Annotated in this window: 10 protein-coding genes and 1 pseudogene; 9 read left to right on the forward strand and 2 right to left on the reverse strand. The window is 43.6% G+C overall.

Translation table 11 applies throughout. From position 1 onward, the window contains the following. Window positions 1-125: 125 nt before the first annotated feature. Together EXZ60_RS12280 and EXZ60_RS12285 are read left to right on the forward strand one after the other, a co-directional pair. Window positions 126-629 (forward strand): annotated as a pseudogene (locus EXZ60_RS12280) (EAL domain-containing protein); the annotation flags it as partial. Beyond that, complete coding sequence (locus tag EXZ60_RS12285) at window positions 605-1,960, forward strand: HD domain-containing phosphohydrolase (RefSeq protein WP_013867873.1); 1,356 nt, start codon at window positions 605-607, stop codon at window positions 1,958-1,960. The pseudogene EXZ60_RS12280 and the gene EXZ60_RS12285, both read left to right, overlap by 25 nt. A 41-nt stretch (window positions 1,961-2,001) precedes the next feature. Here EXZ60_RS12285 and EXZ60_RS12290 read toward each other — a convergent pair whose 3' ends face one another. Together EXZ60_RS12290 and EXZ60_RS12295 are read right to left on the reverse strand one after the other, a co-directional pair. Continuing rightward, the gene (locus EXZ60_RS12290; RefSeq protein ID WP_277435768.1) at window positions 2,002-3,705 is read right to left on the reverse strand and encodes an FAD-dependent oxidoreductase; all 1,704 of its coding nucleotides are present in this window, start codon (window positions 3,703-3,705) and stop codon (window positions 2,002-2,004) included. 52 nt (window positions 3,706-3,757) lie between these two features. Further along, window positions 3,758-3,943, reverse strand: a complete 186-nt coding sequence (locus EXZ60_RS12295; protein WP_017042380.1) for a DUF2892 domain-containing protein — start codon at window positions 3,941-3,943, stop codon at window positions 3,758-3,760. A 132-nt stretch (window positions 3,944-4,075) separates the two neighbouring features. Between EXZ60_RS12295 and EXZ60_RS12300 the strand changes: the two genes are divergently transcribed. From EXZ60_RS12300 to nrdD, 7 genes are all read left to right on the forward strand, one after another. Beyond that, entirely contained in the window at window positions 4,076-4,405 is a 330-nt protein-coding gene (locus EXZ60_RS12300) for a metalloregulator ArsR/SmtB family transcription factor (RefSeq protein ID WP_013867870.1), read from the forward strand. A gap of 30 nt (window positions 4,406-4,435) precedes the next feature. Continuing rightward, window positions 4,436-4,855, forward strand: a complete 420-nt coding sequence (locus EXZ60_RS12305; protein ID WP_013867869.1) for a YeeE/YedE family protein — start codon at window positions 4,436-4,438, stop codon at window positions 4,853-4,855. A gap of 10 nt (window positions 4,856-4,865) precedes the next feature. Further along, the gene (locus EXZ60_RS12310) at window positions 4,866-5,324 is read left to right on the forward strand and encodes a YeeE/YedE family protein (protein ID WP_013867868.1); all 459 of its coding nucleotides are present in this window, start codon (window positions 4,866-4,868) and stop codon (window positions 5,322-5,324) included. Window positions 5,325-5,374: 50 nt separating this feature from the next. After that, on the forward strand, window positions 5,375-6,400 hold the full coding sequence (locus EXZ60_RS12315) for an efflux RND transporter periplasmic adaptor subunit (RefSeq protein WP_277435769.1): 1,026 nt from the start codon (window positions 5,375-5,377) through the stop codon (window positions 6,398-6,400). 1 nt (window position 6,401) lies between these two features. Continuing rightward, window positions 6,402-9,548, forward strand: a complete 3,147-nt coding sequence (locus EXZ60_RS12320; RefSeq protein WP_277435770.1) for an efflux RND transporter permease subunit — start codon at window positions 6,402-6,404, stop codon at window positions 9,546-9,548. A 231-nt stretch (window positions 9,549-9,779) separates the two neighbouring features. Then, complete coding sequence (locus EXZ60_RS12325; RefSeq protein ID WP_277435771.1) at window positions 9,780-11,210, forward strand: sensor domain-containing diguanylate cyclase; 1,431 nt, start codon at window positions 9,780-9,782, stop codon at window positions 11,208-11,210. Between the two features lie 544 nt (window positions 11,211-11,754). Continuing rightward, window positions 11,755-13,875, forward strand: coding sequence for an anaerobic ribonucleoside-triphosphate reductase (gene nrdD, locus EXZ60_RS12330; protein ID WP_010320472.1), 2,121 nt, complete (start codon window positions 11,755-11,757; stop codon window positions 13,873-13,875). Window position 13,876: the final 1 nt, after the last annotated feature.

Raw genomic sequence — 13,876 nt, forward strand, 5'->3', positions numbered from 1 at the left:
GCTAGCTTCAGTGCTTCTGCTTTAAATTCAGCAGAATGGAGAATACGTTTTTTCTTGTTTGTCATGGTTCACCTCATTAGTGATTGTACTCACTTAATTAGGTGTCCAAAACTGGTGGTGCGGATCACATGTTGATAAATGGGCAATTTTACGAATTATTGACTAAGCTAACTACAAAGCTCAGTTGCGGTTTGAATAACTTGTCAATAGAGATAACGGAGCATGACTTTATTGAGGATTTTATTCAGGCGAAACAAGAACTCAGTAAACTGAAAGGGTTAGGATTGAGCTGTGCACTGGATGATTTTGGAACTGGATATGCGGGCTATGAATATCTGTGCGAAATGCCTTTCGATGTACTTAAAATTGATGGACGATTTGTTCAAGCAATTGGTAAATCAGCGTCCAATGAAGTTATTCTGAGGGCAATGATAGACAGTGCTGAATCACTTGAAATGGGAGTGATCGCCGAATGGGTTGATACTCAGGAGCAAGCGGATAAATTGAAAACCTTGGGCTGTTCCATTATCCAGGGGCATTTGGTGAGTCAGGCATTATCATCAGACGACGTGGTCAGTTATTTGTCTAGAATGGAGGAGGAACGATGGAAAATGTCGCACAAAAAATAGCGATTGGTGGTGATAGACTTAGCCTTCTGCTGCTAGATGATGAGAGCGAAATTCTAAAATCACTAACGAGGGTTTTGCGTACAGATTATGACATAGTTTCTTTTAATAGCGGAAAGGAAGCCTTGGAATATTTAGAGCAACATGAGGTCTCTATTATTATCTCTGATATGCGGATGCCAGAGATGGATGGTGCCGATTTTCTCGCAAAATCAAAAGAATTATATCCTGAGACGATTCGTATCCTGCTTACTGGATATAGTGATATTCAGTCAACCGTCAGGGCAGTAAATTCCGGCGGAATTCATACCTATATTGGCAAACCATGGGATAACGAAAACCTAAAATTGATCGTTTCAAAAGCAGCGGAGTTTTATCGTCTGACAAAAGAGCGAGAACATTTGGCTATCGAGTTAGAAAAACGCAATAGCGAGCTCGAAGTGGTGAATCTAGCCTTGGAAGACAATAATCGTAAGCTGGCTGAATTTAATCAAGATTTAGAGCAGAAGGTAAAAGAGAGAACGTTAGAGCTGCAATCATCTAATAAAAAGTTAGAACATTTATTGATAAGTCGTAACAAGACGTTTAAAGACATATTGGGTATGGTTACTGCGATCATTCAATATCGAACGGGACACCCAGCCGATCACGCAGAGCGTATTGCTAACCAAGCGAAGGTAGTAGCGCAGCGGTTAAAACTACCTGAAAGCCAAGTGAGTCATGTCTATTTGTGTGGTTTGATGCACCAAATAGGATTAATCGGTGCGAAAGATAAAGAACTTGAAAAGTTGATTGTTGATCCAGAAACCTCCATTCCTCAGAGTCCTAATGCCAATTCTGTATTAGGTGCCGAGATTTTAGGCCGAATTAAGCGCTTTGAACCACTAGTTGAGATCATTCGCCACCAAGATGAGTTGTATGACGGTACTGGTAAGCCAGGCCATTTACATGGTGAAGAAATACCTTTGTGTTCACGTATTATTAAAGTGGTTAAAGATTATGACTACTATATTGCATCACCAAATAATCCACGTCGTATGCATACCAAAAGTGCGCAGAGTTATATAAAAGAGCAGGCTGGAACCTTATATGACCCCACAGTCGTGGATGCTTTTTTAATGGTAGTAACTTCGTTAAAACACTTGGAGGATGGCCTAGAATTGTGCATTGGTTTGAGTGAAGTGAAACCGGGTATGAAAATTAAGCGTGATTTGTACTTACCCAATGGAAACTTAATGTTGACCGCTGGCAATCAAATTAACTCAGCTTTGTTGGCGAAATTAAAAGAGCTTGAAGAACAGACTAATATGCCAATCGCGGTTTACATCGGTTAATTTAAAAAGAGTGCCGCATCAGCAGCACTCAATTGAATTTTTTATTGTTTTGCAAACAGATAAGTACGGAACCCACCAATCAAGTTACGTGCTTTAAAGCCATTATTGGCCAGTTGGCGGTAGGCTACATTACCGCGCAACCCGACTTGGCAATAAATGATGATCTCTTTGTCTTTGGGCAGTTCATCCATACGTTGACGAAGTTGGTCAACCGGAATATTGATGTCGCCTTTGAGATGATTACCATTTTCACGTTCACTTGGATTACGTACATCCAAAAGAATATGCGTGTCACTTAGCGAATCGATTTGATCAAAATGGATGGCTTTTGCATCGCCTTTCATTATATTTGTCGCGACAAAAGCTGCTTGGTTAATCACATCTTTCGCGCTGCCGTATGGTGGCGCGTAAGTCAGCTCTAAGTGTTGTAGTTGTTCTACTGTCATACCTGCACGTTGAGCGACAGCCATCACGTCGATACGCTTGTCGATGCCATCTTTACCAACCGCTTGCGCACCAAATATTTTTCCATTTTGTGGATCAAAGAGCATTTTAAAAGAGACAATTTCGGCACCGGGATAATAGCTAGCATGGCTTGCGGTGTGTACATATACTTTTTCGTATTCAACACCGTCACGTTTTAGTTGCTTCTCGTTTTTACCTGTCGATGCTACAGCTAAGTCGAATATTTTACAGATGGCAGTTCCTTGTGTCCCTTGATAGCTTTCGTTACGACCAAGCATGTTATCAGCTGCCATGCGACCTTGGCGGTTGGCAGGACCTGCGAGTGGAACCAGTGTTTGTTTGCCTGTAACAAAATCCTTTTCTTCGATCGCATCGCCGACGGCGTAAATCGCTGGATCGCTGGTCTGCATCTGTTCGTTCACCCAAATGCCACCAAGTTCACCGAGTTGTAAGCCCGCTTCAGCAGCCAGTTTGGTTTCTGGACGCACACCAATCGCCATAATCAGGATGTCAGTGGTGAGTATTTCACCATTGCTGAGCACAAGATCCAGTTCACCTTCGATGTGTTTGTGCTCCAGAGTTTCACCCGATTCTGTGCTAGGTAACGTCGCCGCTGGTTTATATTCGACCGATTTTAAGGCAACACCTAAACGTAAATCGATGCCTTTAGCGCGAATCTCCGCATGAGCAAAGCCCGCCATTTCACTATCGACAGGTGTCATTACCTGATCAGCCATTTCGATCAGCGTGGTTTTGATACCGAGGTGATGGAACGCTTCCATCATTTCCAAACCGATAAAACCACCGCCGACGACAGTTGCATGCTCAGGTTTATTCATTTGCAGCGTCTGGATGATTTTATCCATATCTGGAATGTTGCGCAGCGAATGGGTCAGTGGGTTTTGAATCCCAGGAATCGACGGGACAATAGGACCCGCTCCAGGGGAAAGCAGCAAAAAATCATAACTTTCTTGGTACTCTGACTGATCCAGCAGATTGCGTACAGTGATGGTTTTCGCTGCACGATTAATGCGCAGCACTTCATTCATAGTGCGCACATCTACATTAAAACGCGCTAAAAAGCTTTCCGGTGTTTGTAGCAGCAAATTGCTGCGCTCTTTGATGTCACCGCCGATGTGATATGGCAAGCCACAGTTAGCAAATGAAACGAAGGGGCCCCGCTCAAACATAATGATTTCAGCTTCTTCGCTGAGTCGACGAGCACGAGCCGCTGCGGATGCACCACCCGCGACACCACCAATAATCACAATCTTAGTCATAAATTACTCCAGTAAAATTAAACAAAAGCGGCATGGTAAGGTAAGTAAATCCTCAGTGCAGGCCAAGCTTTTTCAAGAAAAAGGCCGCTGGACAAATCCCTGTGAAAGCGCTTTGAATTAAGTTCACTCCAACAAATACCGTTAGCCAAATAAAGTTTGAATGGACAAACACAGTTAAAACGATCGACAGCAGTACCATGCTGCCCGCCAATATTCTTACCCCATTTTCAATCGTCATGTTGTTACCCTCCGTTGTAAATTAAAGTCACTATAAATTTATTGATTAGCAATGTCTAATGTTAATTTATCTAATTTTGGATAAGCTAAATAAGCGTTGACTAAAGCTCATTCATTAGTATTATCTAATTAAATGCAATGCGAAGGGGGAATGATGGAGATCACATCAGTCAATGTGGAGCAAATGAAAACAAATGCGATAGAGGTTTCAGAGTTGCTTAAAACGATGGCCCATCCTGAGCGTTTGATGGTGCTTTGCCAGTTAATTAATGGTGAGGTGGGCGTTGGAGAATTGCAGCAAAGCTCGATGTTAAGTCAATCAGCCTTTTCGCAACATTTAACCGTGCTTCGTAAGCAAAATATGATCAAAGCAAGAAAGGAGTCGCAGCAAGTCTTCTATTCGCTATCAGATCCGCGGGTTGTACAGCTTATTCAAAGTTTGCAGACCGTTTTTTGTAATTAGTTCATTTGTCATAGGTTAAAAGGATAAATAATGTTGTTTTCTATTCCTTGGGAATCGTTGTTAGGTGGTGTTTTACTAGGGATATCAACTTCACTCATGTTGCTGTTTAACGGCAAAATTGCTGGGATAAGTGGGGTATTAACGGGATTGATGACGCCTAAAACGCGTGATTTTGCATGGCGTTTGTTATTTGCACTTGGCATGGTAACTGGTGGTGCTATTGCCGTTTGGTTTTTAAATGCACAAGTGCCGCAAACTTTTAACTTTAATAACGGTGTTTTGGCGCTTGCTGGCCTATTAGTTGGGGTAGGCACTCGATTAGGAAATGGTTGCACCAGTGGCCATGGTATCTGTGGTGTTGGTCGACTATCCACTCGCTCTATTGCGGCGACAGGTACCTTCATGGGCGTTGCTGCCATTACTGTGTTTGTACGCCTTCATCTTCTATAAGTGAGTCAAAATGAATCAGATGTTGTTTAGATTAACCTCGTTAGTGGCAGGTATTTTGTTTGGTGCGGGTATGGTTATCTCAGGAATGGCCAATCCAGCCAAAGTCGTAGGTTTTTTGGATGTGGCTGGTGCTTGGGATCCAAGCTTAATGTTTGTGATGGGAGGCGCATTGGCCGTTTTTATGCCGACCTATTTCATCGTTATTAAAGCAAGACAGCAGCCTATAAACGCAGAAAAATTCTGTTTAGCGACGACTCGCAGTGTTGATACCCGGCTTATCTCTGGTGCTGCGATTTTTGGGTTAGGTTGGGGATTAGTGGGCATCTGTCCAGGGCCAGCACTATCAAGCCTTGCACTGGGTAATATTGAGGTATGGCTATTCTTTGTCTCAATGATGGTTGGGCTTGGTGCAACTAATTTGTTGATCTGCATTAAGAATAATAAACAACAGCAAACGCAAACGGTTTAATCTAACTAGAATTCAATAAGCAAGTGGAATCGTAACGATTAACATGAGGGATGGGTATGAAAAGGCGAATTTGGATTGCGTGTATTGCCTTAATCACGAGCGGTTATTGGGCCGTTGGCTATGCTGATGATCGTTATATCGTGACCTATGAGCAGATACCACAGCAGATTGCATTTGAAGGTGTTGTCCAGCCAGTTAACAAAGGGACAGTTGCGGCTCAAACCTCTGGTCGAGTCGTTGGTGTGTATGTCGACGTTAACGATTTTGTTAAAAAGGGCGACGTGCTATTAGAAATCAGCGCTATTCAGCAATCGGCTTCTTTAGACGCATTTCAAGCTCAGTTAACCAGTGCAGAGGCTCGAAATCGTGAAGCTCAAGCTCAACTAAAGCGTTATCGACTGCTGTTTCCTAAAGGTGCGATTTCACAAGACCAAATGGATGGCGCTGAAGCTCAAGCTCGAAGTGCTGCTGCGGCCGTCAAGGCGGCAAAAGCCGCAGTCGTGCAGGCGAAGGAGTCACTTGGATACACCAATATTACCGCCCCTTATGATGGTGTCGTGACGGAGCGACATGTAGAGCTGGGTGAAACGGTGGCTCCGGGTACTGCGCTGCTCAGTGGTTTCTCATTCAATGAGTTGCGTGTTGAAACGGCCATTCCGCAGCGCTATCAGCCTGCAGTCACCAATGTTGCTCAATTCCAAGTCATTATGCCTACGGGCGATAAAATAACCCCAATCGATTACAGCTTATTCAGTTATGCAGACCCTCAATCACATACATTCAAAATCCGTCTTGAGCTGCCTCGTGCAGATCAAACTAACAAGTCCGGGCAAGTGATGCCAGGAATGTGGGTCAAGACAGAGTTTAATTATGGTCAACGTGAGGTGATGCTCATTCCTGTTGCCGCTGTGATTCGCCGAGCAGAACTGAGTGCCGTATATCGCATCGTTGATGATAAACGACTGCTAAATCCAGTGCGATTAGGGCAAACCTATGGTGAATATGTGGAAGTATTATCTGGCTTGGAACAAGGCGATACGGTTGCAAGCCGTGTATTTACACAAGTAGGTGAGTGATATGGATAATCGTTTAGGCGTCTCAGGACGTATTGCCAAAGCTTTTCAGACTTCAGCGATGACGCCGTTGCTCGCGATTGTTGGGTTACTGATGGGCGTTTTTGCGGTAATGGTTACTCCTAAAGAAGAAGAGCCGCAAATCGATGTGACCTTTGCCGATGTGTATATTCCTTTTCCCGGAGCTTCTCCGGCGGAAGTGGAAAGTTTAGTGACGAACCCAGCAGAGCAGATCATCTCTGAAATTGAGGGAATTGATAAAATTTACTCTTTTTCACAACCCGATGGTGCGATGATTGTGGCTATCTTTGATGTCGGCGTTCCTAGAAACGACGCCGTGGTTCGTATTTATAATAAACTCTATTCCAATAAAGATTGGATGCCAAAAGGCGTTGGGGTGGGCGAGCCGATCATTAAACCTAAAGGCATTGAAGATGTGCCTATCGTCAGCATTACGTTATCCGATAAAACGGGTACTTTGGACAACCAGCAGTTAACGCAAGTGGCCCATGGTTTAGAAACAGAGCTCAAACGCATTGATGGTACACGAGATATTTATACGATAGGTCGCCACCCTACTATTGTTGATGTACGTTTAGACCCCGTTAAAATGAACAGCTTTGGCATCACGTTAGATCAACTGAATCAGCATCTTCCTGCGGCGAACCACAGCTCTCCAATGTTGAAACTGACGCATGAAAATCAGCAGTTTCCCATCCAAATTGGTCAGTTTTTAACAAAAGTTGAAGAAGTAAAGCAATTGGTGATTGGGCTGCATAACCAGACACCGGTATATTTAGCGGATGTCGCTACGGTTCAATTGGGTGTTGATACATCAACCCAACAAGTTTGGACCAGTGATAAGCAAGGTATTTATCCAGCAGTTACCTTAGCCATCGCTAAAAAAGGAGGTGAAAACGCCGTTCGTGTGGCTGAGATGGTTGAAGCTCGAGTTGCAGAACTTGAAAATCAGTTAATTCCACACGGAATCAGTGTTGAAATCACGCGTGACTACGGGAAAACCGCCGCCGATAAAAGCAATACATTGATCGGTAAATTGATTTTTGCAACCACTGCAGTCGTTATTTTGGTGGTTATTGCGATGGGATGGCGCGAGGCTATCGTGGTCGGTATGGCTATTGTTGTCACCTTGATGATGACACTGTTTGCATCATGGGCATGGGGTTTTACACTCAACCGGGTCTCGCTTTTTGCGTTAATTTTCTCTATTGGCATTTTAGTGGACGATGCCATTGTTGTTGTGGAAAATATCCACCGTCATATGGCGTTAGGTAAGCGCAAGCTGGTGGATCTCATTCCTACGGCGGTTGATGAAGTGGGTGGACCCACAATCCTTGCCACCTTAACCGTGATTGCCGCACTATTGCCAATGGCCTTTGTCTCTGGGCTTATGGGCCCGTATATGAGCCCAATTCCCATCAATGCTTCGATGGGAATGCTGATTTCATTGGCGGTTGCATTTGTCTTTTCACCTTGGTTAGCGGCCAAGTTTCTTAAGCCTTCATCGCATCAAGCACAATCTCAATCAACTCAAGGCATCTTTCACCGAATCATGAATCCTTTCGTGGTCTCGGCTGCACAAAGACGTAACCGGCTTTTCTTGATGCTTGCGGTATTTGCGCTTATTGCTGGCTCCCTATTACTGCCAATCACAAAGGCCGTGGTTTTAAAAATGCTGCCTTTCGATAATAAATCAGAGTTTCAAGTGGTATTGGATATGCCTGAGGGGGCGTCGCTTGAGAAAACGCAACGCGTTTTATTTGAACTTGGCACGGTGTTAAATAGCGTGCCTGAAGTCAGTGGGTATCAGATTTACGCAGGTACAGCCGCACCGATCAACTTCAATGGCCTTGTTCGTCATTATTTTATGCGCAATCAAGCCAACCAAGGTGATATTCAGGTGAACCTGTTAGGGCGAAAAGAGCGCGATAAAGATAGTCATACGATTGCAAGTGAAGTACGCCTCAAGCTTAATGAGGTTGCCAGCCGATTTGGCGGTAAAGTCAAAGTCGTTGAAGTTCCACCGGGGCCACCCGTTTGGTCACCTATTTTAGCGGAAGTTTATGGTCCGACACATGAGATTCGGGCACAAGTGGCAAGGATGCTACGCGGGATCTTCCGCGAAACAGCGGATATTGTCGATATCGATATGTATCTACCGGAAGTGCATCAAAAATGGCAAGTAGTGATTGATCGCAGCAAAGCGTCACACTATCAAGTACCTTATGCTTCGATAGTCGATGCTTTGGCGACGGCCGTCGGTGGAAAGCCGATCACCTATTTGCACAGTGAGCACAGCAAGTACCCAATCCCCATTCAAGTGCAAGCTAGTGAAAACGTCAAAGTCCGATTAGATCAAGTGTTGAACATGAAAGTAGGGAGCACTGCGGGCAGTGCATATCCACTGTCTGATTTAGTCACTATTCGCCAAACTCAAATGGATGACTACATTGTGCATAAAAACCTGTTACCAATGGTGATGGTGGTGGCGGATATGACGGGTGAAACAGACAGCCCCTTATACGGTATGTTTGATATGGCGTTCAACATTAATGCACTTGGTCTATCTGTGGAACAGTATTATATCCACCAACCTACAGGGTTAAATGGTGTCGAAATATTCTGGGATGGTGAATGGACGATCACTTATGAAACATTCCGCGACATGGGCATTGCCTACGCGGTTGGGATGATCCTTATTTACTTACTGGTTGTCGCGCAGTTTAGGTCCTACCTTGTTCCGTTGATCATTATGGCTCCAATCCCGCTGACGATTATCGGCGTCATGCCCGGCCATGCGTTACTTGGTGCTCAGTTCACCGCCACGTCGATGATTGGTATGATTGCGTTAGCAGGGATTATTGTGCGTAACTCTATCTTGCTGGTTGATTTCATTAATCAGCAGGTTGAAGAAGGCGTGGCATTTTCCGAAGCGGTTATTCAGTCTGCGGCTGTTCGTGCTAAGCCCATCATGCTTACCGCTTTAGCGGCCATGATCGGGGCGGTATTTATTTTAGATGATCCCATTTTTAATGGCTTAGCTATTAGCCTGATTTTCGGCATCTTTGTTTCTACCGTCTTAACTTTATTGGTTATTCCTGTTTTGTATTATACGGTGATGCGTCATTGATCTTTCTGTTCTAACAATTCCCTTGCTCTAACTATAAAAAGGGCGCTGAGTAGTCAGCGCCCTTTTTATCAGCTTTAAAATGTCAGCAGGCAATGGATATTAAAAATGCAGTTTTAAATAGGTAGATTACGGATAAATTCGCTATGATTATAACTAAAGGTGTTTCATAACAAGAAAAGCGGTGCAAGCTTAATCGTGTTTGAGTCAACTAAACTCCCCAGTTAGGAAAACATGAAACTGAAATCTGCGTTATTGATGATATTTTCTCGAGTGATGGCTGTATTGGCGCTGCAGCTTCCAGTTATCGCTTCTACGGCAGAAGTCGGTGAACCGCTCTCCAGCGAGCATGATTTTTCTCAACCTCTGCTTATTACAAGCTCAGCCAAGTGGAAACCGTATTCGTATATTAATAAGCAAGGAGAGCCTGCCGGAATCTTAGTCGATTATTGGAAAGTCGTTGCTGAGCAAAGCGGGTTCGATGTTGAATTTAAACTAGTAAGCTGGAACGAATCACTAGAGCTGGTTAAACATGGGCAAGCCGACGTTCATGCGGGTCTAATTCAATCACCTGAGCGAGATCTGTTCCTCGATTTTGGACCTGAAATTATGGCGATCGAGACGCACGTATTCTTAGATCAACACTTACTCGGTACGGATTTTGACAAAATATTTTCAGGTGAAACCGATATTAAGGTTGGCATTGTATTGGGTGGCTATGAGGCGTATTACGCAGCTCAATATTTACCTAAATTAAACTTGGTCTACTTTGCCACGAATGAAGATATGTTGTATGCCGCTTCCAGTGCAAAATTAGAAGGGTTTATTAGCGATTATCAAGTCGCTAATCTCTTTATGTTTACAGAAAATAGCCCGAAAAAATATGTGCCAGTTAAGTTTCTCTATTCTGAGCCGTTGCGCTTTGGGGTGAAAGAGGGCAATGACGTTCTTTGGCAGAAGCTCGCAAATGCGACAGATAAGGTATCTGATGCCTCTAAAATGCAGTTATTTAGTCGCTGGATCTACATGGAAACGGTTTACCCAAAATATTTTATCCCGATCATCATTAGCGTAGCTCTGATGGTTCTCTGTATTTACATCTTGATGTTAAGACGCGCAGTCATACATAAAACCATCGATTTAGAGAGAGCAAATCACTTGCTAGAGAAATTGGCGCAAACTGATGAGCTAACAAAAATCAGTAATCGCCGACACTTCCAATCAAAGATAGCAGAATTGCAAGGAACTCCCGTCCCCTTCACCTTATTGGTGTTTGACATTGATAACTTTAAGCTAATCAATGATCAGTTTGGTCATGAAGTGGGTGATCAAGCCATTATTCATGTGGTTAGACATGTACAGAGAAAGTTATCCAATAATGACTTTATTGCTCGTTTAGGTGGAGAAGAGTTCGCCATTATTCTTACTCTCTATACCTTTGAAGAGGTCAAATTGAAAGCTCAATATATCTGTCAATCTGTCTATGAAAATCCAATGCGAGTAGTCAATGATACCATCACGCTCAGTATCAGTTTGGGTGGCGCCTATTACGATCTTGTTCCTGATAAAGTCTTACTTACTGTTGCGGACAGTTTAATGTACCAAGCCAAGTCGGCGGGTAAAAATCGTGCTGTAGTGGTTAAAGTTGATCAATGTGCGGATTGATCATTCCAATTAACTTCATTTCGGCCATCTATTATCACTTGGCTCGCCCGAGGACAGTGTTTCAAGAAAAGCCATTCCAAGAAAAGTATGGATGATGTTTTTTGGCAACGAAATGACCTCGATTAATCATGAAATAGTGTGCTGGAATTCGACATTCCATGTCGCTAATGTGAGACTTTGTGCCCAAGTCGCGAAAGAGGGAATAAAGAGTATTGCTGCCGCTAATTGACATACACATTTTGATTTTAACATCGCAATCCCTCACTGATCGAATGTGAAGGCTTAGCCCATCAGGTTTGGTGAAATTTCAAGAGGGAAAATCAAAAATTTGCAATTTTCATCGTTTCTTTTCTAAGTGAGATCTACTACTCCAAGATCGCATTGATCTTGTTCAATGCTCGGTTTTTTTTGATCCAAATCAATACCCTGAGTTGGGAGTTTTCGTTAAATGCACCACAATATATTGTGTCAGTCGGATAATAAACTGCTCTATATAGTGTGTTTGTGGATAACTCTGTGAGTATGCTAGGGGTAAGGAGAAATGGTGAAACCTATCGTAATCAAACGTGACGGATCGAGAGCCCCGTTCAACCGTGATCGCATTCAATCTGCCGTCGAAAGTGCAGCTGAACATATTGATAAAGAGATCGCTATTTACGCACTCAATGTGGCGTTGGCGGTAGAGCTGAAGCTCAAAGATTACGATGAAGTCCATATCGCCGAGATTCAAACCTTAGTAGAGAACGAGCTAATGCAAGGGCCCTATAAAGCATTAGCTCGTTCATACATCGAGTACCGACACGATCGTGATATCGCGCGTGAAAAGCAAAGTGCCTTGACGCAAGAGATTGAAGGCCTTATCGAAGAAAGTAATGCCGATCTGCTCAATGAAAATGCGAATAAAGACGGCAAAGTGATCCCAACGCAGCGTGACTTACTGGCTGGTATTGTGGCGAAACACTACGCTAAAACCCGCATTTTACCACGTGATATTGTGCAAGCGCATGAAGAGGGTGATATCCACTATCATGACTTGGATTACGCTCCCTTTTTCCCAATGTTTAACTGCATGCTGATTGATTTAAAAGGCATGCTCACTCATGGCTTTAAGATGGGTAATGCGGAAATTGATACGCCAAAATCAATTTCAACCGCCACCGCAGTGACCGCGCAAATTATCGCTCAGGTTGCGAGCCATATTTACGGCGGCACCACCATCAACCGTATCGATGAAGTGCTTGAACCTTATGTGACAGCCAGTTACGACAAACATTTAGAAATAGCAAAAGAGTGGGATATTCATCATCCCGAAGCCTTTGCTATGTCCCGTACAGAAAAAGAGTGCTACGACGCATTCCAGTCACTTGAATATGAAGTCAACACTTTGCATACCGCTAATGGGCAAACTCCGTTTGTCACTTTCGGCTTTGGTCTAGGGACCAGTTGGGCCTCTAAATTGATTCAACAGTCGATTTTGAAAAATCGCATTGCTGGCTTAGGCAAAAATCGTAAAACGGCTGTATTCCCTAAATTGGTATTTGCCATCAAAGATGGCTTAAATCATAAAGCGGAAGATCCAAATTATGACATCAAACAACTCGCATTAGAGTGCGCAACCAAACGCATGTACCCGGACATTCTCAACTACGACAAAGTAGTTGAAGTGACGGGTTCATTCAAAACCCCAATGGGTTGCCGCAGCTTCTTAAATACCTATGAAGAAGGTGGTGAGCTGATTCACGAAGGGCGCAATAATTTGGGGGTAGTCAGTCTCAATTTGCCTCGTATCGCGCTGAAAGCGGGCCGAAATATTGAACAGTTCTACACATTACTCGATAAAAAATTAAAACTGGCTCGCCGTGCTTTAGAAACTCGCATCAGCCGCCTTGAAAAAGTCAAAGCACGCGTCGCACCTATTTTGTATATGGAAGGGGCATGTGGTGTTCGATTAAAAGCCGATGATTCTATTGCCGATATATTCAAAAATGGCCGAGCATCTATCTCTTTGGGCTACATCGGTGTGCATGAAACCATTACCGCGCTCTATGGCAGTGATACACATGTTTATGATGATAGCGAGCTGCGAGATCGCGCGTTAGATATCATTAAATACCTGAAAGGGGCCGTTAACCAATGGACGGAAGAAACCGGTTACGCGTTCAGTTTGTACGGTACGCCAAGTGAGAACCTCTGCAGCCGTTTCTGCCGTATTGACACCAAAGAATTTGGTGTGATTGAAGGTGTAACGGATAAAGGTTATTACACCAATAGCTTCCATTTGGATGTGCAAAAGAAAGTTAATCCATACGATAAGATTGATTTTGAGATGCCATATCCAGAGGTTTCAAGTGGTGGATTTATCTGTTATGGAGAGTTTCCGAATATGCAGAAAAACGTAGAAGCGCTTGAAAACGTTTGGGATTACAGTTACAGCCGTGTTCCTTATTATGGGACCAATACGCCAATTGATGAGTGCTATGAATGCGGTTTTACTGGCGAATTTGAGTGTACGAGTAAAGGGTTTACCTGTCCTAAATGTGGTAATCACGACTCATCCAAAGTCTCCGTAACCCGCCGCGTGTGTGGCTACCTTGGTAGCCCAGATGCTCGTCCGTTTAACTTCGGTAAACAAGAAGAAGTTAAACGTCGCGTTAAACACTTGTAAG

The sequence above is a fragment of the Vibrio sp. 1151_11 genome, assembly GCF_029478525.1.
Taxonomy (GTDB): Bacteria; Pseudomonadota; Gammaproteobacteria; order Enterobacterales; family Vibrionaceae; genus Vibrio; species Vibrio anguillarum.